Consider the following 22656-nt stretch of genomic DNA (forward strand, 5'->3'; position numbering starts at 1 on the left):
CCGCTTCATAGCAGCAACGACACCGTGGTCACCGCCCAGCCGGTGACGGTAAGGAGAATATGGGGATCGGAATACAGGTCGCGGGCGGTGTCATGGCCGGCGTCCCGGGTATGCAGGATCAGGATGTAACGCAGGATGCCGTAGATCACGAAGGGAACGGTATAGATCAGGTTCGGGGTGCCGTGACGGGAAACGGTCTCCGGGCTGACGGTGTAAAGGCTGTAGGCCAGAATGGCGCAGGCGGCGCTGATGGCCATGAACTGCTCGATCGTGGCCGGGGTGTAGTCGTCCAGCACCCGCCGGGTCATGGCCCGGTCCCCGGGCAGATCCTCGATGGCCAAAAGCTCCGCCCGCCGCTTGGCAAAACCCAGAAACAAGGTCAACATCAGACCGCACAGCAGCAGCCAGGAGGAGGGCGGAATGCCAAGCCCCACAGTACCGGCCAGAATCCGCAGCATGAAGCCGGTGGCGATGATGAAGACATCGAGCACGGCAATGTGTTTCAAACGCCAGGAATAGGCCAGGTTGAGCAGGGCGTAGGCAACGATGAAACCCAGTACCCATTCAGTGACCTGCCAGGCAATGGCCAAGGAGAGGGCAAACAGCAGGCTGGCCAGCAGCCAAGCAGTGGTTAGGGAGATGCTGCCCCGGGCCAGGGGCCGGTTCTTCTTGACGGGATGTTGGCGGTCGGCCTCGACATCGAGAATGTCGTTGACGACATAGACGGCACTGGAGACCGCACAGAAGGCCAAAAAGGCCAGCCCGGCAAGGGTCAGGGTTTCCACATCCCAGTGCTTGGCAAACAGCACACCAATGAAGACGAAACCGTTCTTGATCCATTGGTGAGGGCGGATCAATCTCAATATATAAAAATACATTCTTACAGAGCTGTCCTTAAAAAAACAATGTCTTTCAGCCTGATCTCGCCGACAAACCCTTTCCCATATAACTTTACCTCTTTTGGATAGTGAGGCGCATCATTAAAGAAACATAAAGACGGATTGAAATCACCATGCAGCTCAGAATTAAATATCTCTTCCATTTGATACACCTTATAGATGAAAGCATCCGATATATACCACTTCAATTGCTGAAACGAAGCATCAACATCCATATTCATTTTCATACAATAGCGACCAAAAGGAATATATACATAAGGCCCGTACAGCATATCACCCGAAAATGGCATACCCAATTTAAAAACACGAACATGATCGCTGTCCAAGTAATCAGATGAAAGACCGGAAAACATCTGAACCGGCGTTATGGTGACAACATCATAAGCCTTAGCCTTTTCGTGACCAAGCAAGCCCAGTGGAACACACAAAGCCAGCAATGCAAGAGACAACTTGATACCTTTAAACGCAAGTGAAAACATTGCCAACAATAAAAACAACCACAGCAATGCAAGAGCAATGTTCTCAACTGGGTACTTGAAACTCAATAAATTCGGAAACAACCCATACATACTGCCTGAAAAGCGCCCCATAAACAGGGGCAAATCCTTCAAAATTTGCATTTGGCCTGAATAAAGTATGAGGAACACTGCAGACCTGCCATAAAGACAGCCCAAACGTGATGATGTAAAATGCAATTACAAGCGCCCTGGCAACATTACCACACCAAATATGCCTGGAATTGTGCGCCATAAACAAAATACCCACAGGAATCATGGGGTAAAAGAACCTTGACACCGGAGTTTGAAACCACATAGGTACCTCGCCAGCATCTATAAACCAAGAACGGATAAAATCATACGAAATATCGGCCACCTCTAACTTGAGAACATGCATACTGGAAACAAGCATCAATGGGAAGCCGGCTATTACTACAATGAGCAACAGGATAAAATTGATTCTATCAAGCCTCAGGCGACGGAACAGGTAAGCAAGCATTACGCCATATATTGGAGCACAAAAAAATATGCCGGTATGCCCATCAAAAAGAACACCTATGATTCCCTGGACCAAATATGTCGGCGAAAGCGCCCCAGAGGGGTATTGGGCATCAAAGGAAAATGACCATAATGCATATAGTTAAAGCAAAGAAGCCCCAGCAAAAACAACAGGTACACAACAGATCCCAGAATTATCTTGGCACCACTCAGCCTTGAACGGTTAACAAGCACATAAACTAACAAACAACCAACTGATAAAATTAAAAATTTAACATGAACCCACAATATGGCACCTGCAATCAGAAACACTAAACAGACCCACAATAGTGAAACCTTCTCCCTAACGGAGGCCCATATAAGCAAAGACACAAAAAAAAATGCCACAACCTCAACAGCAATAAACTTGGTAAACACCAAAACAGGGTTTCACCAGAAATAACATAAAAACACAGACACGCAAAAGAAAAAGCTCAGCATCCACGGAATCGGACAGAAGCAAAAAAGAAAACAGCGTAAGCGTAATCAAAATGATACCTACACCTATATCCAAACCTCGCCTAAGGCCACCTACATAAGGCGCCAACGCCTCCCCAGCAATATATCCAGGAGCCAAAAGCACCGGCAACCCATATCCATGAATTGAATACCAATGCTTTCCTTGTGAATTTGGCGATATATGCGGATCAAGTATACCAGAATATATGTTTTTATAACTTTCCTTGTTGTAATTGTTTTTTAAATCAAAATCAAAATCCCTGGCAATTGATTGCGCCGCCAGCAAATAATGAGGCTCATCAAAAGAAAAAGCCCGCTTCTCATAATAAAAAATCGATGTCAACGCATAAAAAGCAATCAATAACAGCGGCATGACACAAAAACTAACCCTCTGAACCAATGACATGGAATCACTTTCTTTAATATTGATCATTGCCATCACCAACATTAATGCACACCTGATGTCATAGAATTTTTCGGAGTGCTTAATACAGCGATTAATTGTTCCACCACTCTCCCCCACGTATATTTTATGATTTACGAGTTTTGCCGCATTATGGGAAAGCACTTCTCTGATATTGCTATCCTTCAATTTACAAACAGCATCTGCCCACTCTACCGGCAGACCGGGGTCCGCAAACAAACAAGCATCTTTTAATAACTCGGTCATCGCCGGTCTTCTGCTGCAAACACTAGGTGTTTCCCAAAAGTGCAGCTTCCATAGGTGGCAACCCAAATCCTTCATATAAGCTTGGAAATACAAGTGCCAGTGCGTTTTTAATCACATACGCGACAATTTCATCTGGCTGTCTCCCCAGAAAATGAACTCTATCATATAAACCCAATTTCGCCACGATTCTCTTGCTTCCAAGATTATCCCCGATCATGATCATATTGACATCTGAAATCCTGGGATCTCCAAGTGACCGAAAAATAATATCTATATTTTTGTGGTGGTCGTATGAACCAAGATACACAATATACGGCTTATCAGGGATGTCTATATCAACAGATTCAGCCACTGGAAGCTTTCTCACACCATTATAAATAACATGAATTTTACCTTGATCAATATTCAACAGCCGCGCAATATCCATTGCACTGGTCTTGCTTACCGTTACTATCTCTTTCGCCTGCTGCGCAACATTCTTGTAACGAGTCTTCCACTCATCCACAACAGACTCTGGAAATCTGCCGGGAAACAACAAAGGTATCACATCATGGATCATGACAACTGAAGGCTGCGGCAAATTTTCAGGACACCAATGAATGGATGAATAAAAATACACATTTTTATTCGAAGAATCACCACAATTTCCGCTTGAATCTCTGTACTCAATTTCTTTTTTCCGTAACAGATCCAAGATTTCCCTGGATACCCTGCCTATCCCTCTTTGATCAGCAAGAGGACCTTTGTGGAAATGAATAGTCATATCTCTTAAACTGATGGGAATAAAGTCATCCGACAAGAGCGGGTTGGAAGCAGGTGAATCTGGCGATTTCAGAGATGGCTTTTCAGTGGAATCCGGAAAAGTCGGTTCAATTAGCCCATAACGAACAGCCAGTACTCTCAGTTTTCTGTGCAGCCAGGGAATACGCAAAAGCTTCCGATTGATCCGATCGGCAAGCACGGGGTTACCCAGCACCCGGCGCATGGCCAAAAGCAGCGGCGAGAGTAATACAGCCTTGAGGGTCTTAAATGGAAGCAGGAAAAGCCAGAGCAGCGCTGCAAAGCCCAGCCTGATGGCTTTTCCGATTTGCCGGACCGTCCAGCGGGCGACATCGTAGCCGAACCGAAGCGGGGCGGTCACCTTCCAAGACCAGCTGGCATACATCGCGGCCAATTGTTTCTCCCGCTCCTGCGTAATCACGTGCCAGTGGTGAGCATGGCCGTTGAGTTCTTCGATTCTGGTCTTGGCCGCATTCAGCTCGGCCTCAAGCCGGTGGTTGTGGGCTTGGATTTCGGCAAGCCGCGTTTGCTCTTCTGCCAGCGCCTGCCGGGTACTTTGCAGTTCCTCAGTCAGCGTGCGGCAGCTCTCCTTAGACAGCGCCAGCTCGCCCGTCAGCTTTTCAATCCGGGCTTTGGCCGCCTGCCATTCGGCTTCGAGCCATTGGAGACGGGATTGGGCCTTTCCTAGCTCTTCCCGGAATGAATGCGCCTCTTGGCGAGCTTGCTCGGCTTGGGCATTGGCTGCATCCAGTTCAGCGGTCAGCCGATGGTTATTGGCCTGCTCTTCGGCCAACGCCTGCCGGATATTCTGCAGCTCTTTGGTCAGAGCCTGGCAGTCCATCTGCGCCAGTTCCAACCGTGTGGCAAGCTCATCGTTCTCAGTCCGTAACAGACCACAATACGGAGTGGTGTGGGCCAATTGGAAATCATCAAAAATATTAGGCGGGGCCTCAAAGTGCCGTTGCAATTCCCTATAACTTTCATGGATATAAAACCGGTTCAGACCGTCGAAATAGACAAACCTGTAGCCCCTTTGGATCAACTGTTCCTCAAAATACTGATGAGTTTCCACCTGGCTAAGTGGCAAGGTACTCTCGACCACCACGATCCATGGACGCGTCTCGGCACTTCCCCAGCTTTCCAAAACCTGTTTTTCCCAACCCTCGACGTCAATCTTCAGCCAGTGGATTTCTCGACCAGCGACTAACTCGAAGATGTCTGCCAATGTCAGAGTTGGGACCACCGTCTCACGCACTTGGTGGCCCGCCGCCCGATGACGCTCGGCGATCGCAGGATTAGCAGTGCTCAGGCCGGTATCGGGGATTTCATAGAAAGCCAGCGTTCCCTTGCTATTGGAGACAGCAGCTTCGATCACAGTCTCATCCGGCCGTTCCCGGCGTAGTAGTTCAGCATAGTATGGGCAAGGCTCCACATGGATGCCACGCCAGCCCCGCTCATAAAAAGTCAGACTGACCGAATCCACCACCGGATGCTGGGCACCGACGTCGATATAAAACCCTTTTTCCACCTGTTGCAACGCCCGCCAGAGGATGACATCTTCAAAATTCTGGGCATGGGAGATGATGCCGCTCATGTGGTCACCTTTTCCTGAATGGAGATTTGGAACTGCGCATCGAGCCAGCTCGATCCAATGAAGAAGGGATAATTCGTGTTAATCACATCGAACACCAAGGCATTATCGGTCCATTCGTAGTTGTTGACCAGATGGGTGTCAGTGCTGACCAATGCTGGGGAAAACGAATAAGATCCAGGTCCCAGGGTGCAGGTGAAGGGCAACCGGTAGATCACCCGGTCTCCGGGTTTGAGGCCTTCCAAGACCTGCCGCGTGTGCCAAGTGTTGGTCCCCCACACCACATGGCCAAGCTTGTCACGCAGCATGTAACCGAGCACCAACTTGGGAATGGGCTCTACGATTTCGACTTCAGCAATCAGGCACAGCGTCTGGCGGACGCGGGCAGTGGCGACCTCTTCCCCGGTTTCAGCATCCACAAGGGATAATCTAGCAACCCGAACTTCCCCCGTTCCCGAACGGGTTAATAACCACCCCCCTCTCTCCCGACGCTGCTCGATGGTGAGTTTCGCATTTTCCCTCTCTGCAATGAGCGCGTTGTAATAATCCACCACCTCATCCGGCAGGCCATCTTTGAGTACTTGACCTTTATCAAGCAAAATCACTCGATTGCAAATTTCCTTAACCGTCTCCATCCCATGAGAGACAAAAAGAATAGTGGTGCCTTCCTCCTTGAATCTACGAATGCGGTCAAAACTTTTATGTTGAAAATAGCTATCCCCCACCGACAACACCTCATCGACAATGAGCACCTCCGGCCTCACACATGTCGCCAGGGAAAATGCCAGCCTTGCCTGCATGCCGCTGGAGTAGACCCTAAGCCACCCTATTACCCGTATCTTCCCCCTTCTCATAGGAATCAATGTCTTATCCGTTTTCTCTGAGGGAACTTGATCTCGGCCGCCCGGATGGCGGTCACGGCCTCCACGTAGGCGCTCAGTTTGGTCATGCCCTGCCACAGGGCTTTGGGACCGGGCGGGGGATCGTTCTTGCGCCCCAGCCAGCCGCCAAAGCCGGCCACGATGCGGACGATGGTGCCCAAATCCGGCGGCGTCGCGGGCGGCGGGGTGCGATGGTGGATGGCCCAGGCGGTCTGCCATTCTTCGACAGAGAACACCACTTCACAGCACCACTCGGGATGTTCCCGCCCGAGCGTCATCAGCATCAGGATGCGCCAGGCGACGATCAGATACAGCACCAGGGCCCGTTCCAGGCGTTCCCGGGTGCGAAGTTGCAGGGCTTCGATGCGGCAGCCGCTTTTGAGGATGCGGAAGTAGACCTCGATCCACCAGCGTTTGCGGTACCATTCGATGCGCGCTCTGGCCTGTTCCAGGGTGGTGATCTTTTCGTTGGTGATCAGGCACCATTCGACCGCTTCCTGGCCTTCGGGGGGCGCCTCTTCCCGGGCCAGGATGACGGTGACTTGGGGACCCGGGCCGCTGCGGGTCTTCAGTTCGACCCGGGCGAGCCGGATTGTTTGTGTGACCTGCCGGGCCGGGCGGTTGCCGCCGGCCGGCAGGTCAAAGGCGATCGTCCCCAACACCGGCTGGGCTTCGACCGCGGCCCGCAGTTTGCCATCGAGAGGGTCGTTGAGCTTACGGTCGTGCTGCACCCGGATCAGGTAATCGGCGGCAAAGCCCAGCTGTTCGGCCCGGTCGATCAGGGCCCGAAGGTCACCTTCGCGGTCGGCGACATACACCAGCCGGGTCTCGGGCGCCAGGGCGGCCATCTCGGCCACCCGCTCATAACCTTCCACCCAACGCAGGCTTTCGGCCAGGTCCGGCTCCCCCTTGGGCAAACGCGCCCAGTGCCAGCAGTCGGTCACCCCCAGGGCCACGCCCGCCTCACTGATCACCAGTGTCGGATGCAGGTACAACCCCTGACGCTGCTCGTAATTCAGCCTTCCCAACCCCGCCATCGACGGCCGCCCGGAATAATCCAGCTCGGTGGTGTCCTGCAGGCACAGCACCCGCGACTGCTGCCGGATCCGTTCCAGGGTCGGCACACTGTGGGCCCGCAACACCTCCCGAAAATCCAGCCTGGCATTGTCCAGCAGCCGGTAGGCCGCCTTGGTCTCCGCCCAGCCACCCCCGCAAACGTTGGGAACGCTCGCCATCGGATCGTTTGCCATCGCTTCTATCACCCGGCACAGCCGCCGGTTCAGGCGGGCATCGCCCAGCGCCAGGGAAAAAATTCTTGTTCAGCCCAGCTCATGTCAACGCCTATCCAAAGAAATCAATATCTTACTACAGGGGCGAGAGATGTGGGTAATAGGGTGACCCTAAGCGGCTGGTCGAAAAATTCTCCCAATTCGGCGAATTCTTCAATAGCGGGCATAAGTTCGTCGAGTTCCCGCACGGAAAACCCCATCAGCCCACCGGCCAGATACACGTTCTGGCGACCGGTGAATTCCGGATTGAAGCCGAGCCCCAACTCCAGCATGGCGCTGATACGGCCAGCGACATGGACTCGGCCGGTGGTGGGACGGACGGTGCCGGTGATGAGTTTGAGCAAGGTGCTTTTCCCGGCCCCGTTCTGACCAATGAGAGCCAGCGCCTCGCCTGACTTGAGGGAAAAGCTGGCATCCCGAACTGCCCAGTACTCGTTGCGGTGCTTCATCCGCAATCCGAACCATTCAGCGAAGCGGTGCAGGTTGGAAGGATAGGAAACGTAACACTTACCCAATCTTTCGACTGACAGAACGGTTCGTGTCATAAGGCATCCACAAGATCCGCATTGGCACGAATGAAGACAACGAGCGTCAGCAAACCAAAGCCCAAGGCAAAGAGTGCGGGCACGAACAGGGTGGACCATTCCGGCCACTGGCCATACAGCATGGCCTGCTGGTAAAGCCTGACCAGAGGAGCCATGGGATTGACCTGTAGCGCCCATTGCATGTGCTTGGGGACCACTTCGGCCGGATAGACGATGGGAGTCAGCCAGAACCAGATCTGCAGGGCCACATTCAATACCTGGGAAACATCCCGATTGAAGACATTGAAAATCCCCAACAACACACCAAGCCCGAAGGCGAACAGGGTGATCAGCACGATACCCAGCGGCAGCACCAGAACCGCTTTTCCCGGCAGGTGACCGAAAAAAACAAACACGACGAAGATCGCCAGCAGCAGCAACACATGGTTGAGCAAGGCGCTGCCGCCGACGATCACCGGCAGACAGATCCGCGGAAACGTGATCTTTTTCATCACGTTGGCGTATTCGATGAAAATGTTGGTGCTGCGGGTGACGATTTCGCTGAACAAACCCCATGCGGCCGTCCCCGCCATCAAATAAACCGCATAGGCGGATTTGCTTTCCACGCCAGGCAGTCTCGCCCCGAGCACTTCGGAAAGAATCAAAGCGAAAATGGCCGCCTGAGCCAATGGGTTCAGGATGAACCAGAGCGCCCCGAGTCGGGATCGGGCATAACGGCCTTTGAGGTCACTCTTGATCGAGGCAAGCACGAAATGGCGAAAGCGCCACAACGCCAGTAGCATTTGCTTCATGATTCCTACTCTCTGGACCTTTTCAATTCCGCCTCCAACAGGGCCATACGCTGGATCAGCCGCCGCAGAGCCCGTTCCTGGCGCGAGTTTTCGATGTCCATGAGCAGCAGCTTGACCAGCAACACGCCGATGGCGGCGACCAGGGCCAGCACCGGGGGATAGGCGACGCCCAGCCGCAGGCCGAGCCAATCGACGAGATTGGGAAAGAAACCAAGCACGAACACGGTCACGGCGACCGCCATCCACCAGAAGGCGTGGCGGGTGTGCATATGGTCCTTGTAGATCAGCCACAGGATCACGACAGCCAGGGTGAACCCCAGCAGGGCGGAGGTCAGTTGATAGGTCATCCGGATTTGAATCTGCGGCGATGATGGGCGCAGGCAAGCAGCAGCAGCACAGTCTGGGCCATGTACAGTGCCACCCGCCACCAGCTGCTGAACACCCGTGACTTGCCCGCCAGCCGGGGGCGCATGATTACTGCCGTTTCGACGATTTTCAAGCCGCTGGACCGCATTAGGATGAGTACGCCCAAGTCTTGGTATTCTAACAAGGTGGCCCGGGGAGAGGCCAGCAGCCACAAGGCCCGGCGGCTGTAAATTCTGAATCCCGAAGTCAGGTCGGCGAGGGAAAAGCCGCTCAGCCGGCGGAACAGGCTCCAGGCCAGACGCCGCGCCCGGCTGCCGCGCTCGGGATAAGCACCGATGACCACATCGGCTCCATCCTGATCTCGGATTTTCAACAACTTGGGAATTTCCTCCGCCAGGTGCTGGCCGTCGGCGTCCATGGTCACCACGGCGTCGAAGCCCTGCTTGAGGGCGTAGCGCATCCCGGTCTGGATCGCCCCCCAGGCCCCCAGGGGAACCGGCAGGCGCAGCACCACAGCGCCGGCCTGTTCCGCCACTGCGGCGGTGCCATCGGCGCTGGCATCATCGACCACGATCACCGGGCTTCCGGGCAGATGACGACTGACCGAGGCGATCACTCCGGCGATGACAGCCGCCTCGTCCCGGGCGGGCATGACCACCGCCAGATGCCGGTTGGCGGCGGTCTCCCGGACAACACGCCGGATGGTTGCCACCTGCTCGGGCGTCAATCGCATAATTTACCTTAGGTTTATGGTGCTGTTGCAATCAGCCACGGATCGTTTGGTAGATCCGGGCGAGGTGCCGGGCGCAGGCGCGGATGTGGAATCGCTGCTCCAGCCGTGCTCTGCCCGCTTCCCCCATTTGCCCCCTCCTGCCCGGATATTCTCTCACAGTATCAAACGCCTGTGCCAATGCCGCCGCATCGTCCGGTTTCACCAGCAGGCCGGTCTCCCCATTTTCCACCACCCACCCCATGCCGGATCCCGGCACCCGGGTGGCGATTACTGGCTTGCCGTAGGCCATTGCCTCCAGCAGTACCAGGCCGAAGGCCTCGGTGCGTTCCACCGAGGGCAATACTAGGACATCGCAACTGGCCAGGAGGGCGTTGCGTTGCCGCTCCGGCAGTTGTCCCGCCAGCCGCACCCGATCCTGCAGTGATCTTTGCCTGATTTGGTGTTCCAGTTCCTCCAGCAGTTCTCCGCCACCGACACAGATCAGGTGGATGTCCTTGCACCGCGCCACAGCCTCCAGTAAAACCCGGTGGCCTTTGTAATAGGTCAGACGGCCGAGGCACAGCGCCCGCAGTATGCCCGACTGCCATTGCGCTTCAGCCCAGGCCAGGTCGGCGGCATCGGGTGGCGGCAGGCGGCCCGGATCGATCCCCAGCGGCACGACCTCGGTTTTGGCCCGCCAGGTTTTCAGCGGCTCGCTGGAATCCCGGTAAGGCGGCGAGGTGGTAATGATTTTGGCGCTGTGACGCAACAATGCCTGTTCCAAGGGACGGTACAGTCTATAGGCCAGGGCCAGTCTGGTATCGATCTCAGAGGCCACCACATCGGCGTGCCAGTGAATGATCCAGGGAATACGCCTGACCGCCGGCAGGGCCAAAGTCCAGAAAGCCGAGGGGTTGGGTAGATGGATGTGGAGCAGGTCGGGATGAAAGCTTTGGATCATCTTCGCCAGCCACTGGGGATAGGCGGGACTGACCGGAGCATACAGCAGTCTGCCCCAACTGGGCACTCGCCAGAGCGGGAATGGCTTTTCCCGCCGTTCTGCCTCGTTATGGGCGTGCACTAGAGCCGCCGGCTCGATACCCTCCCGCTGCAATGCCGGCAGCAGGTCACCGAGGAACTGCTCCATGCCCCCGGCGAAGGGGGGATAGTACTTACCGAGATGGAGAACCCGCACGGCGTTGCAGCAGATATTCCGCAAGGGCCAGTTTGCGGCGGGCGCGGGCCTGACCGGGCCAGTGCTTCAGAATGGTGCGGAAAACATCCCGCGCCTCGACCAAGCGGCCCTGGGCGCCGAGCGCTTCTCCCAGCGACAACCAGGCATCCAGGTTCTCCGGCAAATATTTCAGAGACCGACGGTAATGACGCTCAGCCTTTGAAAAATCCTTCTGTACCATCGCCGCATCACCCAACAGCAAATGGAACATCCCCTGGGCCCGGGCTACCGGGAAACTGTCGAGATAATGACGGGCCACCCGGGCGGCATCCTCATGCCGGCCCACCAGAGAATAAGCCAGGGCGATGTTGAGCACTTCACTCCAGGTCAGGTTCTCCTGTCCCGGCTGCCAGCCCTTGTGGTCCAGCAAAGTCACCAACTGTGCCGCCACCTGTTTCGCATCTGCCTCACGACCAGCATGGAAATAGACGTAACCCAGTTCCGTCAGCGGCCGATAGCCTTCCGGCGTCAGCGCTGCATTCTCTCGCCAGAAAGCAATGGGATCACGCCACAACTGATTCCGCTGCCAGGTGGTCCAGCCAAGCACACACACGAGCAACAGCGCCAGGGCAGGTTGCCAGCGCCTTGCCGCAGGCAGACGCTCAGGCAGCCCGACGACCAGTATCCAGGCCGTCAGCAATGCCAGACCGAAATTGGGCAGATAGGTCCGGTGCTCGAAAACCAGGTCCCGAATAGGAATAACTGAGGATTCGATCACCTGCGCCGTGTAATAGAACAATACCGAAAAGGCCGGTACAGGATAGCGCCTGAGATACCCCAATGCCGCCCCCAGAACACCGATGTGCCCCAGCGCTGCGACGATGACCCCCGCATCCTCCCAAGCGGGCGGCTGGTGCAGAGCATAATCGAAACGTAGCCCGACCGGCCAGAAAAACAGGCGCACGTACCACCACAGCACTTTCATCTGTGCCGCCAGATAATCGCCGCGGCCGAACCAAAGGGTTTCCCGGGTCATATGATCGAGCCAGCGCAGCCAGGGATGATCCACCCAGCTCATGGCGGCCAGCAGGCCCAGCCCGATCGTCAAACAGCAAACCATGACCATCCCCGCCCAACGGCTCTTGAAAAAGACGATCTCCAGCCATAGCCAGATCAACGGGAGGGTGACGGTGTTCTCCTTGGTGTGAAAAGCCAGTCCGGCGGTGACGACAGCAAAGGCCATCCAGAGCCCCTGGCGGACCCTGCCGCTGGCCAGCCGGGCCTCCAGGTAGGCCCACACCGAGGCCAGGTACCAGAGCGCTGCCAGGGAAGCCATACGCTGGGTGAGATAGGTCACCGCCTGGGTCTGAAGCGGATGCAATGCAAAAACCAGGGCCGTCACCCATGGCAGCCAAATCCCGAAGTCCGACGGACACCGATCCCGCAGCGCCGGCGTTCTCAGGAGAGCGCGCACGAGCGCCCAAACCAGCCACGAGACCAGCCCGTGAATGATGATATTGGTGATGTGATACCCGGCCGGGTTCAAGCCATGAAGATGATGATCCAACGCGAAGGTGGCCGTCGCCACGATGCGCCTGGGGCTGAAGCGCGACCAGTCATGCCAATCCCAGGTACGCAACGCCCCATTGGTTTCGATAGTCAGATAATCATCCAGGTAAAAAGGCACATCCAGGGTATGGCCATAGGCCGCCGCGACGGCCAAAGCGATTACAGCGAGCTGCGCCACCGGCGAGCGGAAATGATACTGCTGGTTCATCGCCCACAAATCTTGTTAAATCGAAAAGCAAGGTAGAATGGTACATCTAGGTTAACAAATCTTGAGCCGGTCCTATGAAACATCTCATCGTTGCTTTCTGTCTGCTCCTCCCCCTGTTCGCGCAAGCGGACGAGTCCATTTATCCTGCGCGGACTTACCCACTGGCATCACCCCCGGCCGCCCACCAGCAGGCAGCCCGCCACGACACCAACGTCGCCACCGAGCTCCTTGCCGGCTTTGCCAGCTTCCTGGTCACACCGGTCTATGGGGCGTTCAAGCTTACCTTCGCCGGGCTGGGGGCATTGACCGGCGGGCTGGCCTGGGCCTTCACCGGCGGGGATGAGCGGGTCGCCCGGGAGATCTGGCAGACCACCATGGGCGGCACCTACGTCATCACGCCTGACCATTTGGCCGGACGCAAACCGGTACGGTTCACCGGCGATTCCTGAGCTCTCCTCCCGCTAAATGGAATGCCAGACTTGCGGTTTTGTGCCCGGCCAGACAGGAGCCGTGACCGATGAGCTCATCCGTTCTCGACCTGTATGACAGACTCCGCACCGCTCCCAACGACGAGGCGCGGGCCAGGATCATCGCCGAGGCTTTCGAGGCGCTGGAGGAGCGTTATCCCCATCTTGGAGACATGGCCACCCGTACCAATCTAGGGGAAACCGAGCTGCGCCTCGTAAGGGAGATTGAACAGGTGCGCTTGGAAACGGAAACCATCCGCTCCGAGCTGAAGGAAACCGAGCTGCGCCTCGTCAAGGAGATCGAACAGGTACGCTCGGAAACGGAGGCCATCCGCTCTGAACTGAGGGAAACCGAGCTGCGTCTGCTCAAGGAAATCGAACAGGTGCGCTTGAAAATGGAGACGATCCGCTCCGAGATGAAGGAAACCGAGCTGCGTCTCCTCAAGGAAATCGAACAGGTGCGCTTGGAAATGGAGACGATCCGCTCCGAAATGAAGGAAACCGAGTTGCGTCTCGTCAAGGCAATCGAGCAGGTACGCGCAGAGCTGAAGGTGGACATCGCCAACAGTCACACGGCCTGGTTGAAATGGAGTTTCCTGTTCTGGCTGAGCCAGTTCGGCGCCATCGTGTTGCTGTTGTGGCGGGTATGGCCGCAGTGAGCAGTTATTTTCGCCGCCCGCGCGCATGACCCCGACCCTTCCCCTCGAACACCACACCCCCATGGTGCAGCAGTACCTCCGCCTCAAGGCGGAGTACCCCGACACCCTGCTGCTGTACCGCATGGGAGATTTCTACGAGCTGTTTTTCGACGACGCGGTCAAGGCCGCCCGGCTGCTGGACCTGACCCTCACCTCCCGGGGCGAATCCGGCGGCCAGCGGGTGCCGATGGCCGGGATTCCCTATCACGCCCTGGAGAACTACCTGGCCCGCCTGCTGAAACTGGGCGAGTCGGCGGCGATCTGCGAACAGATCGGCGATCCGGCCAAATCGAAGGGACCGGTAGAGCGCAAGGTGGTGCGGGTGGTGACGCCGGGAACCGCCACCGACGAGGCCCTGCTGGAGGAGCGCCGCGACAACCTGCTGCTGGCCGTCGCCCCCGCCGGGACCGGCTTCGGCCTGGCCCACCTGGAGCTGAGCTGCGCCCGCTTCGCCGTGCAGCAGGTGGAAAATGAGGCGGCCCTGGCGGCGGAACTGGAGCGTCTCGATCCGGCGGAAATCCTGGTGCCGGAGGACTGGGACCTGCCTGCCTGTCTGGCCGAGCGCAGTGGCATCACCTGCCGCCCGCCGTGGCACTTCGACCCCGCAGGCAGTCGTCGCCTGCTGCTGGCGCAGTTCAAAACCCGCGATCTGTCCGGCTTCGGCTGCGAAGGGCTGGAGCTGGCGGTGGCCGCCGCCGGCGCCCTGCTCCAGTACGTGCAGGAAACCCAGCGCAGCGCCCTGCCGCATCTCACCGGACTGCAGGTGGAAAGCGGCGCCGACACCATCGGCCTGGACGCCGCCAGCCGCCGCAACCTGGAACTGGACCGGCACCCCTCGGGCAAACGCGAGTTCACCCTGCTGGGGGTGCTCGACGCCACCGTCACCGCCGCCGGCGGGCGTTTGCTGAAGCGCTGGCTCCACCGCCCCCTGCGCGACCGCGCCGCCATCGAGGCCCGTCTGGATGCGGTCGAGACCCTGATCGAAACCGGGCGCTACGAGACCCTGCGCGAGGCGCTGCGCCGGACCGGCGACATCGAACGGGCCGCCTCCCGCATCGCCTTAGGGACCGCCCGCCCCCGGGACCTGGCGCTGATCCGCCAGACCCTGGAGACCCTGCCGGACCTGCGCGGATTGCTGGCCGATTCCGACACCGCCCGCCTGCGCCATCTGCGGGCTGAGTTGGCGGATCTTCCGGAAATTCAGGCGCTGCTGGAACGGGCCCTCGTCGCCGAACCGCCGGCCCTGATCCGCGACGGCGGCGTCATAGCCCCCGGTTACGATGCCGAGCTGGACGAACTGCGGCGCCTGAGCCAGCACGGCGACGACTGGTTGCTGGAACTGGAACGGCGCGAACGCGAACGTTCCGGTATCGCCAGTCTCAAGCTGCGCTACAACAAGGTCCACGGCTATTATCTGGAAATTCCCCGCACCCAGAGCGAGCGGGTGCCGGCCGACTACGTCCGCCGCCAGACCCTCAAGAACGTCGAACGCTTCATCACCCCGGAACTAAAGGCCTTCGAGGACAAGGTCCTGAGCGCCCGGGAGAAAGCGTTGGCGCTGGAAAAGGCCCTGTACGAGCGGCTGCTGCAGACCCTGGCGCCCCAGGTGCCGGCCATCCAGGCCCGCGCCCGGGCGCTGGCGGAGCTGGACGTGCTCGCCAACCTCGCCGAACGGGCCGTCGCCTGTGACTGGCGTCGCCCCCAGCTGACGGACACACCGGGCATCCGCATCGAGGCCGGCCGACATCCGGTGGTGGAACGCCAGGTGGACAACTTCGTGCCCAACGACCTGGAACTGAACCCGCAGCGCCGCCTGCACATCGTCACCGGCCCGAACATGGGCGGGAAGTCCACATATATGCGCCAGAACGCCCTCATCGTGCTGATGGCCCACCTCGGCAGCTTCGTCCCCGCCGAGCGGGCGGTCATTGGCCCGGTGGACCGCATTTTCACCCGCATCGGCGCTTCCGACGACCTGGCCTCAGGGCGGTCCACCTTCATGGTGGAGATGACCGAAACCGCCACCATCCTCCACAACGCCACCGAACACAGCCTGGTGCTGCTGGACGAGATCGGCCGCGGCACCAGCACCTTCGACGGCCTGTCGCTGGCGTGGGCGGTGGCCGAAAGGCTCCTGGGCAGAAACCGGGCCCTGACCCTGTTCGCCACCCATTATTTCGAGCTTACCGCCCTGACCGAGCAGCTGGAAGGGGCCGTCAACGTCCACCTGGAGGCAGCCGAATACGACGGCCACATCGTGTTTCTCCACAGCGTGCGCGAGGGGCCGGCGAGCCAGAGCTACGGCCTGCAGGTGGCGGCCCTGGCCGGGGTGCCGCAGGATGTGATCGAGCGGGCGCGGCGCAAACTGGTGGAATTGGAAAACCGGCGTGACAATACGGAAACGCCCCCGCCGCAGCTGGATCTTTTCACCCGGCCGGCGGGCGCCTGGCTCGACGAGCAGCTGCAGCGGCTCGACCCGGACGGTCTGACCCCGCGCCAGGCCCTGCAGCTGTTGTACGAATGGAAGGAAAGACTGGAGCAGCACGCCGGCGCCCGTTCCTGACGGACGCCGGGCTCCGGGGGATCAGCGCCGCCGGGTGCGCTTGGTCTTGTTGGCGCGCTGGCGGTTCTGATGGCGCAATTGCGCTTCGGCATCCTCGGCCAGTTCCTCGATCACTTCTTCTTCCGCCTCGGCTGCGGCGGCTTCCGCCTCCGGATCGGCGGCCGCTTCCGTATCGCCTGCTTCAGGCGCTTCTTCCACCTCGACCGCCGCTTCGCCGGCCGGCGCCGCCTCGCGCCGCGACCACCAGAAGGCCAGGGCGATGACCCCCAAGGCGATCAACAGGGCGGTGTAAGGCGGGGAAACGTCGCCCGGGGTGCCCTGGGGACGGGGCGCGCGCTGCACCGCCGGATTCCCGGAGTCCTTGGGTGGCGCGGATACCGCCGGCGCCGCCGGGGTTTCCGGCACCGCCTGGGGGCCGACCTTTTCGATCAGCTCCGGGTCCTGATAGATCACCTGCGGTGTGAACGCAGCCGCCGGATAGTCGGGATCGGTGGCGGTAACAGGCTCAGCTGGGGAGGTGGCGGTTTCCGCCTGGTAGATCACTTCGGGCTCGAAATTGGCCGCCGGGTATTCCCCCTCGGCGGCCATCGACGGCGAGCCTGCGACGAGCAGGGCCGCCAAACACAGGATCTCGTGACGCATGAATTGGTTCTCCTTGGGTCTCGGTCTTTATCGTTATCGACGCCCCAAGGATAAGCCCCCCAAAGCCCGGACGCAACGCCGGCAGGCGGCCGATTTTGGACTACACTTGCCAGTAAACGCCTTTTCGAGGGAGAGCAATCACGATGCGCGAGCGACCGACCCCAAAAAACCACGAGATCAAACTCGGAGAAGAGGAATTCATCGTCAGCAAAACCGACACCAGCGGCAAGATCACCTACGCCAACCGAGTGTTCATGGAAATCTGCGGCTACAGCGAGCGGGAGCTTTTGGGAGTGCAGCACAACATCATCCGCCACCCCGACATGCCCCGGGCGGTGTTCCGGCTGCTGTGGGACACCCTCAAGGAGAAGAAGGAATTCTTCGGCTTCGTCAAGAATCTGTGCAAGGACGGCTCCTACTACTGGGTGTTCGCCAACGTTACCCCGGATATTGACAACGGCGGCCGGGTGGTGGGTTACTACTCGGTGCGGCGTCAGCCGCCGCTTTCCGCCATCCGCACCATTGAGCCCATCTACCAGGAAATGCTGCGGATCGAAAAAAGCGCCGGCGGCGTCAAGCAGGGCATCGCCAAGGCCCAAGCTTATCTGCAGGACCTGCTTGCCGGCAAGGGCACCGATTACGAGAAATTCGCGCTGGAACTCTACGGTTGAAGGGAAAAGTCATGACCGACAAAAGCCAACGTTACCAATACCAACCGTTTCTGCGGACCAAGATCAACCTTCTGTGTGCCGCCGTCGTTCTGCTGCCGCTCGCCTTTATGATCTGGCAGGGATTCAGCCGGGGCTGGGACGTGTCGCTGGCGCTGCTGCCGCTGGCCATGGCGGCCGTCGCCTGGTTCGGCCATCGCACCATCAGCCGCTATCTCGATGCCATCGGCCGGGTTCACCAGGTGTTGAAGCGTTGCCGCCAGGGTGAGTTCCATCACCGCATCACCCACGTCCATGCCCTGGGAGAAGTGGGGCAGATAGCCTGGGAGCTGAATGAGTTCCTCGACCTGTGCGAGGCCTATTTCCGCGAGATGACCACCGTGTTCACCCGCGCCGGCAACGGCGATTTCCACCGCCGCGCCTTCGGCCACGGCCTGCCGGGGCGGCTGCGCCAGAGTCTGAAGTACGCCAACCTTGCGCTGGAGACCATGAAGGAGAACCACGAACACCAGCTGGCCACCCGCCTGTCCCACAATCTCCACGACCTCAACACCGGCAATCTGGTCAGCAACCTCAAACTGTGCCAGAACGACATGGTCCAGATCACCCAGATCCTCGAAGACGTGGTGAAGATCGCCGACGAGAACGCCACCGCCGCCTCCGAGAGCAAGGCGGGGGTGGACGAGGTGCGCGAGGCGGTCGGCAACATCGCTGACAAGGTCGCCTCCGCCGCCCGCATCATCAACGATCTGAGCGAGAACAGCAAACAGGTGATCAATTCCCTGTCGATCATCACCGAAATCGCCGACCAGACCAGCCTGCTGGCCCTCAACGCCTCCATCGAGGCCGCCCGCGCCGGCGAATACGGCCGCGGTTTCGCCGTCGTCGCCGACGAGGTCAAGGCCCTGTCCAACCGCACCAAAGAGGCGGCGGTGGAGATTTCCAAGATCCTGCAGAGCTTCGGCACCAGCGTGGAGGCGATTTCCCGGGAGGCGAGCGAATCGGTCTCCCTGGCCGAGCAGATGCAGCCGCTGGTGCAGGCTTTCAGTATCCGCTTCGGCGAGTTCGAACAGGCCTCGCACCGCACCATCGTTCAGGCCACCAATGCCCAGGAAACCGCTTTCAGCACCCTGGTGAAGGTGGACCACGTCATCTACAAGCAGAACGCCTATCTTGCCGTTGCCGATCCGGGAACCAACGTCAACGAGGGCAAGGCCATCGCCGTGGACGATCACTCCTGCCGCCTCGGCAAATGGTACTACGAGGGGGTCGGCAAGGAGCGTTTCAGCAGCCTGCCGAGTTACAAGAAGCTCGAGGCACCCCACGAGGAGGTGCATACCTCAGCCCACCGGGCGCTGGAACTGGCCCGCCAGGACTGGAAAGCCAACCAGCACCTCATCGACGAAATCACCGCCGCGATGGAGAAGATGGAAAGGAGCAGTCTGGGCGTGATGGAAGTGCTCAATCAGATGAACGCGGAGTCCATCGCCCGCCGCGAACAGCAGGAACAACGCCTGCACCAATAGGCTGCCTGAAACGCTGGTCGGGTGGGCTGACGCGGGCGGAACCTCAAAACTCGATCCCCTGCTCGGCCTCGATCCCCTGCCGATAAGCGTGCTTGACCAGGCGCATCTCGGTAACGGTATCGGCCGCCTCGATCACCTCGGGGGGGGCACTGCGGCCGGTGAGGATCAAATGCAGCCAGGCGGGCTTGCGCGTGCGGATGAAGGCGGCGATCTCCCGACCGGAAATCCAGCCGTAACCGCAGCAGTAGTTGATCTCGTCGAGGACGACGAGATCGTATTTCTCGCTGAGGATCTTCGCCCGGGCGAAGTCCCAGGCCGCCCGGGCGACGGCCCGGTCACGCTGCGGGTTCTTGGTGTCCCAGGTGAATCCCTCGCCCTTGACGTGCCATTCGATGTTGTCGAAGCAGGCCGCGGCGCGCTGTTCGCCGGTCTGCCAGCGGCCCTTGATGAACTGGATCACGCATACCTGCATCCCCCAGCCTGCGGCGCGGAACGCCACCCCAAAGGCGCTGGAGGATTTGCCCTTGCCCTCGCCGGTGTGCACCAGCACCCGGCCGTGACGGCGGGAACGGGGTTTCACGTTGCCAACAGGGGGAAACGCTCCGGATGCTCGATGATTTCCAGGCTCAAATCCACATCCAGATCGGGCCAGTACAGATGCCCGGGAGTTATTTCCTGCACATGGCAGATCCTCTCCGACGGCTGATCACGAAACCAGGGGAAATCGTCGTATGCCAGGAAATACTCCCGGCCATGGAACAGTATCCAGATTCCGTGCTCAGTGATCCCTGTCACTTCGATTCCTGAAGTGTGTTTTCCAGGCGTTGACGAATGTTGCATAGTTGGCCTCGATGACTTGCTCGATATGCTTCAACTGCCGTCGCGATAGGCGGTAATTTTTCGCCAAGTCGATCTGCGGTTCCAGCCAGAATTTGGCTTCTCCCTCGGCACACACCACATGTACGTGCATTCGGGGTTCTTCCCGGGAAAAGAAGAAATAGCGATAACCGTCTTCCTGGAGGATTGTCGGCGTCATTGCCCTCCGGCTTCCTCCAGATGCCGCGCCAGGGTGTCCGGGGGCACGTAGCCCGGCAGGATCTCGCCGGTTTCGGTGACGATCATCGGCGTGCCGGTGACGCCGAACTGCTGGGCCAGCGCCATATGCTGATCCACCGGATGGTCACAGGTCTTCAGTTCGATTTCCTTGCCCTGCTTGGCCTCCGTCAGCGCCTTGCGGCGGTCCTTGGCGCACCAGACCGCGATGGCCTTGTCGTAGGAATGGGATCCCTTGCCGGCGCGGGGGAAGAACAGGTAGCGCACCCGGATACCCCTGGCCAGATACTGATCGATCTGGGAATGGAGACGGCGGCAGTAACCGCAGTCGATGTCGGTGAACACGCTGATGGTGTGCTTCGGGTGCTCGGGGGCGAAGATGATCATCTTGTCCTCGCCCAACGCTTCCAGTGCCTTCAGGCGGGCCTTGGCCTGCTTGGCCTCGGTCAGGTCGGTGCGGGTCTTGAGATCGATCAGGTGGCCGCGCAGGAGATAACGGCCGTCTTCGGAAGCGTAATAAATGTGCGGGCCAATGACCACCTCGTACAGGCCGGGCACCGGGGTTTCCCTGATGGCGTCGATGGTCGCTCCCGGCAGCTGCCGGCTCAAAGCCTGGCGCAGGGCGTCCGGTGGGGTCTCGGCGCCGGCGGTGGCGGTCAACAGAAGCAGGGGCAGGAGGATTTTCTTCATGGCAACCTCAATGGAATAGGCGTTGGATGTCGAGGAAGATCGCCAGGGTCATCAGCGCCAGCAGAATGGCCATGCCGATCTGCTGGGCCAGCGCCATGGCCTCGTCGGAGAGGGGCCGGCCGCGCACCGCTTCGATCAGGTAGAACAGCAGATGACCGCCGTCGAGCACCGGAATCGGCAGCAGGTTCAACACCCCCAGGCTGATGCTGACGATGGCGATGAACTTGAGGAAGGCGTCCATCCCCAGGGCCGCCGACTGGCCCGCATACTGGGCGATGCTGATGGGACCGGAAAGGTTCTTGACCGAAGCCTGGCCCACCAGCATCTTGCCGATCATCTTCAGGGTCAGCCAGGCGTATTCGAAGGTCTTGCCGACGGCGGCCGGAATCGCCTCCAAAGGTCCCAGACGGTAGCTGACCTTGAGACGCTCGAAGGCTTCAGCGGGGATCCTGACTCCGGCACCGATCCTGCCGCGCGGCTTGCCGTCCGCCCCCGGCACCGATTCGGGAATGACCGTGACCTCGGCCTCCAGACCGGCACGCTCGAGCGTCAGGGTCAAGGGCTTGCCGGGGCTGTCGCGCACGATCTTGACCAGCTCGCGCCAGTCGTCGATGGGCCGGCCATCGACCGCCACGATCCGGCCCCCCGGCTGGAGGCCGGCCTGATCCGCCGGGCTGCCCGGCTGAACGGTGGCGATGACCGGCGGAATCGGCGGCTGCCAGGGGGTAAGGCCGAGCTTGCCGCCGAGCTCATTGGGGTTTTGCGCCAGTGCCTCGGGAATCTCCAGGATGCGGATCTCGCGGTCGCCACCGGGACGGCGCACCTCGATGCGCAGCCTGCGCTTTTCCAGCATTTCCGCCGTCAGCTTGCTGATGACCAGGCTCCAGGTGGGCGTGCGTTCGCCTTCCACGGCGATGATCTCGTCCCCGGGCTCGAAGCCGGCGGCGGCCGCCAGGGTGTCGGGGGGCACCTCGCCCACGACGGGTTTGAGACCGGTTTCCCCGGTCACCAGCACCACCCAGTAGAGGATCACCGCCAGCAGCAGATTGAACAGGGGTCCGGCGGCGACGATGGCGACCCGCTTGGCGAGCGGCTGCCGGTTGAAGGCGCGGGGGAGGTCTTCCGGTTTCACCTCCCCCTCACGCTCGTCCACCATCTTGACATACCCCCCCAGGGGCAGGGCGCAGATGACGAACTCAGTGTCCTCCGGGGCGCGTTGCCAGCGCCACAGCGGGGGGCCGAAGCCCACGGCGAAGCGGATCACCTTGACCCCCATGCGGCGGGCGACCCAGAAGTGGCCGAATTCGTGGAAGGTGATCAGGACCCCGATGGCGACGATGAAGAAGAAAATGTTATGGGCGATGTCCATGATCCACCTCGG

The 22656-nt window shown here is 59.3% G+C and carries 22 protein-coding genes and 1 pseudogene; 5 read left to right on the plus strand and 18 right to left on the minus strand.

Annotated features, from left to right (window positions below; genetic code table 11):
• Window positions 1–5: 5 nt before the first annotated feature.
• The 12 genes and pseudogenes from MCIT9_RS02570 to MCIT9_RS02625 form a co-directional block, all read right to left on the minus strand.
• On the minus strand, window positions 6–878 hold the full coding sequence (locus MCIT9_RS02570) for a decaprenyl-phosphate phosphoribosyltransferase (protein WP_317705865.1): 873 nt from the start codon (window positions 876–878) through the stop codon (window positions 6–8).
• Between the two features lie 2 nt (window positions 879–880).
• Window positions 881–1519, minus strand: a complete 639-nt coding sequence (locus tag MCIT9_RS02575; RefSeq protein ID WP_317705866.1) for a hypothetical protein — start codon at window positions 1517–1519, stop codon at window positions 881–883.
• Between the two features lie 766 nt (window positions 1520–2285).
• Window positions 2286–3062 (minus strand): hypothetical protein, encoded by a 777-nt coding sequence (locus MCIT9_RS02580; protein ID WP_317705867.1) that lies wholly within the window; start codon window positions 3060–3062, stop codon window positions 2286–2288.
• A 22-nt stretch (window positions 3063–3084) separates the two neighbouring features.
• A complete protein-coding gene (locus MCIT9_RS02585) occupies window positions 3085–5436 on the minus strand; it encodes an FkbM family methyltransferase (RefSeq protein ID WP_317705868.1) in 2352 nt (783 codons plus the stop codon).
• Entirely contained in the window at window positions 5433–6185 is a 753-nt protein-coding gene (locus tag MCIT9_RS02590; protein ID WP_317705869.1) for a Wzt carbohydrate-binding domain-containing protein, read from the minus strand. The genes MCIT9_RS02585 and MCIT9_RS02590 overlap by 4 nt, the downstream gene beginning before the upstream one ends.
• Before the next feature lie 107 nt (window positions 6186–6292).
• Window positions 6293–7627 (minus strand): IS4 family transposase, encoded by a 1335-nt coding sequence (locus MCIT9_RS02595; protein ID WP_317706686.1) that lies wholly within the window; start codon window positions 7625–7627, stop codon window positions 6293–6295.
• Between the two features lie 41 nt (window positions 7628–7668).
• Window positions 7669–8022: pseudogene (locus MCIT9_RS02600) on the minus strand (ABC transporter ATP-binding protein); the annotation flags it as partial.
• Window positions 8023–8144: 122 nt separating this feature from the next.
• The gene (locus MCIT9_RS02605) at window positions 8145–8939 is read right to left on the minus strand and encodes an ABC transporter permease (protein ID WP_317705871.1); all 795 of its coding nucleotides are present in this window, start codon (window positions 8937–8939) and stop codon (window positions 8145–8147) included.
• Window positions 8940–8944: 5 nt separating this feature from the next.
• Window positions 8945–9286 carry a DUF2304 domain-containing protein gene (locus MCIT9_RS02610; RefSeq protein ID WP_317705872.1) on the minus strand — a complete coding sequence of 114 codons (342 nt, stop codon included), beginning with the start codon at window positions 9284–9286 and terminating at the stop codon, window positions 8945–8947.
• On the minus strand, window positions 9283–10038 hold the full coding sequence (locus MCIT9_RS02615; RefSeq protein ID WP_317705873.1) for a glycosyltransferase family 2 protein: 756 nt from the start codon (window positions 10036–10038) through the stop codon (window positions 9283–9285). Before MCIT9_RS02615 ends, MCIT9_RS02610 begins: the two co-directional genes overlap by 4 nt.
• Before the next feature lie 31 nt (window positions 10039–10069).
• Complete coding sequence (locus tag MCIT9_RS02620) at window positions 10070–11212, minus strand: glycosyltransferase (protein WP_317705874.1); 1143 nt, start codon at window positions 11210–11212, stop codon at window positions 10070–10072.
• Window positions 11190–12968 carry a tetratricopeptide repeat protein gene (locus tag MCIT9_RS02625; RefSeq protein WP_317705875.1) on the minus strand — a complete coding sequence of 593 codons (1779 nt, stop codon included), beginning with the start codon at window positions 12966–12968 and terminating at the stop codon, window positions 11190–11192. The genes MCIT9_RS02620 and MCIT9_RS02625 overlap by 23 nt, the downstream gene beginning before the upstream one ends.
• A 74-nt stretch (window positions 12969–13042) precedes the next feature.
• Here MCIT9_RS02625 and MCIT9_RS02630 point away from each other — a divergent pair, with 74 nt between their 5' ends.
• The 3 genes from MCIT9_RS02630 to mutS all read left to right on the plus strand — a co-directional run bounded on the left by MCIT9_RS02630 (window position 13043) and on the right by mutS (window position 16696).
• On the plus strand, window positions 13043–13417 hold the full coding sequence (locus tag MCIT9_RS02630; RefSeq protein ID WP_317705876.1) for a hypothetical protein: 375 nt from the start codon (window positions 13043–13045) through the stop codon (window positions 13415–13417).
• 68 nt (window positions 13418–13485) lie between these two features.
• On the plus strand, window positions 13486–14094 hold the full coding sequence (locus MCIT9_RS02635) for a hypothetical protein (protein WP_317705877.1): 609 nt from the start codon (window positions 13486–13488) through the stop codon (window positions 14092–14094).
• A 25-nt stretch (window positions 14095–14119) separates the two neighbouring features.
• The gene (gene mutS, locus MCIT9_RS02640) at window positions 14120–16696 is read left to right on the plus strand and encodes a DNA mismatch repair protein MutS (protein ID WP_317705878.1); all 2577 of its coding nucleotides are present in this window, start codon (window positions 14120–14122) and stop codon (window positions 16694–16696) included.
• 21 nt (window positions 16697–16717) lie between these two features.
• Here mutS and MCIT9_RS02645 read toward each other — a convergent pair whose 3' ends face one another.
• The gene (locus tag MCIT9_RS02645) at window positions 16718–17338 is read right to left on the minus strand and encodes a hypothetical protein (protein ID WP_317705879.1); all 621 of its coding nucleotides are present in this window, start codon (window positions 17336–17338) and stop codon (window positions 16718–16720) included.
• 143 nt (window positions 17339–17481) lie between these two features.
• Here MCIT9_RS02645 and MCIT9_RS02650 point away from each other — a divergent pair, with 143 nt between their 5' ends.
• Both MCIT9_RS02650 and MCIT9_RS02655 read left to right on the plus strand, forming a co-directional pair.
• The gene (locus MCIT9_RS02650; RefSeq protein WP_317705880.1) at window positions 17482–18009 is read left to right on the plus strand and encodes a PAS domain-containing protein; all 528 of its coding nucleotides are present in this window, start codon (window positions 17482–17484) and stop codon (window positions 18007–18009) included.
• Between the two features lie 11 nt (window positions 18010–18020).
• The gene (locus MCIT9_RS02655; protein ID WP_317705881.1) at window positions 18021–19532 is read left to right on the plus strand and encodes a methyl-accepting chemotaxis protein; all 1512 of its coding nucleotides are present in this window, start codon (window positions 18021–18023) and stop codon (window positions 19530–19532) included.
• A gap of 43 nt (window positions 19533–19575) precedes the next feature.
• Here the strand turns inward: MCIT9_RS02655 and cobO are convergent, their stop codons facing one another.
• From cobO to rseP, 5 genes are read right to left on the minus strand one after another with little or no spacing between them, the layout of a single operon-like run.
• Entirely contained in the window at window positions 19576–20112 is a 537-nt protein-coding gene (gene cobO, locus MCIT9_RS02660) for a cob(I)yrinic acid a,c-diamide adenosyltransferase (protein WP_317705882.1), read from the minus strand.
• Window positions 20109–20372: a DUF2442 domain-containing protein gene (locus MCIT9_RS02665; RefSeq protein WP_317705883.1), complete on the minus strand. Its 264-nt coding sequence runs from the start codon at window positions 20370–20372 to the stop codon at window positions 20109–20111. Before MCIT9_RS02665 ends, cobO begins: the two co-directional genes overlap by 4 nt.
• A complete protein-coding gene (locus MCIT9_RS02670) occupies window positions 20311–20568 on the minus strand; it encodes a DUF4160 domain-containing protein (RefSeq protein WP_317705884.1) in 258 nt (85 codons plus the stop codon). Before MCIT9_RS02670 ends, MCIT9_RS02665 begins: the two co-directional genes overlap by 62 nt.
• Complete coding sequence (locus MCIT9_RS02675; RefSeq protein ID WP_317705885.1) at window positions 20565–21275, minus strand: DsbC family protein; 711 nt, start codon at window positions 21273–21275, stop codon at window positions 20565–20567. Before MCIT9_RS02675 ends, MCIT9_RS02670 begins: the two co-directional genes overlap by 4 nt.
• A 7-nt stretch (window positions 21276–21282) precedes the next feature.
• Window positions 21283–22644 (minus strand): RIP metalloprotease RseP, encoded by a 1362-nt coding sequence (rseP, locus tag MCIT9_RS02680; protein WP_317705886.1) that lies wholly within the window; start codon window positions 22642–22644, stop codon window positions 21283–21285.
• Window positions 22645–22656 lie beyond the last annotated feature (12 nt).

Origin of the sequence: Methylomarinovum caldicuralii (assembly GCF_033126985.1) — a bacterium.
Lineage (GTDB): Bacteria > Pseudomonadota > Gammaproteobacteria > Methylococcales > Methylothermaceae > Methylohalobius > Methylohalobius caldicuralii.

Bases quoted from the DNA above. Each gene is read 5' to 3' on its own strand.
- MCIT9_RS02625 (WP_317705875.1), bottom strand. From the start codon at position 12,968: ATGAACCAGCAGTATCATTTCCGCTCGCCGGTGGCGCAGCTCGCTGTA.
- MCIT9_RS02615 (WP_317705873.1), bottom strand. From the start codon at position 10,038: ATGCGATTGACGCCCGAGCAGGTGGCAACCATCCGGCGTGTTGTCCGG.
- MCIT9_RS02675 (WP_317705885.1), bottom strand. From the start codon at position 21,275: ATGAAGAAAATCCTCCTGCCCCTGCTTCTGTTGACCGCCACCGCCGGC.
- MCIT9_RS02630 (WP_317705876.1), top strand. From the start codon at position 13,043: ATGAAACATCTCATCGTTGCTTTCTGTCTGCTCCTCCCCCTGTTCGCG.
- MCIT9_RS02585 (WP_317705868.1), bottom strand. From the start codon at position 5,436: ATGAGCGGCATCATCTCCCATGCCCAGAATTTTGAAGATGTCATCCTC.
- rseP (WP_317705886.1), bottom strand. From the start codon at position 22,644: ATGGACATCGCCCATAACATTTTCTTCTTCATCGTCGCCATCGGGGTC.
- MCIT9_RS02580 (WP_317705867.1), bottom strand. From the start codon at position 3,062: ATGACCGAGTTATTAAAAGATGCTTGTTTGTTTGCGGACCCCGGTCTG.
- MCIT9_RS02635 (WP_317705877.1), top strand. From the start codon at position 13,486: ATGAGCTCATCCGTTCTCGACCTGTATGACAGACTCCGCACCGCTCCC.
- MCIT9_RS02655 (WP_317705881.1), top strand. From the start codon at position 18,021: ATGACCGACAAAAGCCAACGTTACCAATACCAACCGTTTCTGCGGACC.
- MCIT9_RS02605 (WP_317705871.1), bottom strand. From the start codon at position 8,939: ATGAAGCAAATGCTACTGGCGTTGTGGCGCTTTCGCCATTTCGTGCTT.
- MCIT9_RS02575 (WP_317705866.1), bottom strand. From the start codon at position 1,519: ATGCAAATTTTGAAGGATTTGCCCCTGTTTATGGGGCGCTTTTCAGGC.
- MCIT9_RS02645 (WP_317705879.1), bottom strand. From the start codon at position 17,338: ATGCGTCACGAGATCCTGTGTTTGGCGGCCCTGCTCGTCGCAGGCTCG.
- MCIT9_RS02665 (WP_317705883.1), bottom strand. From the start codon at position 20,372: ATGCAACATTCGTCAACGCCTGGAAAACACACTTCAGGAATCGAAGTG.
- MCIT9_RS02570 (WP_317705865.1), bottom strand. From the start codon at position 878: ATGTATTTTTATATATTGAGATTGATCCGCCCTCACCAATGGATCAAG.
- MCIT9_RS02650 (WP_317705880.1), top strand. From the start codon at position 17,482: ATGCGCGAGCGACCGACCCCAAAAAACCACGAGATCAAACTCGGAGAA.
- MCIT9_RS02670 (WP_317705884.1), bottom strand. From the start codon at position 20,568: ATGACGCCGACAATCCTCCAGGAAGACGGTTATCGCTATTTCTTCTTT.
- mutS (WP_317705878.1), top strand. From the start codon at position 14,120: ATGACCCCGACCCTTCCCCTCGAACACCACACCCCCATGGTGCAGCAG.
- MCIT9_RS02610 (WP_317705872.1), bottom strand. From the start codon at position 9,286: ATGACCTATCAACTGACCTCCGCCCTGCTGGGGTTCACCCTGGCTGTC.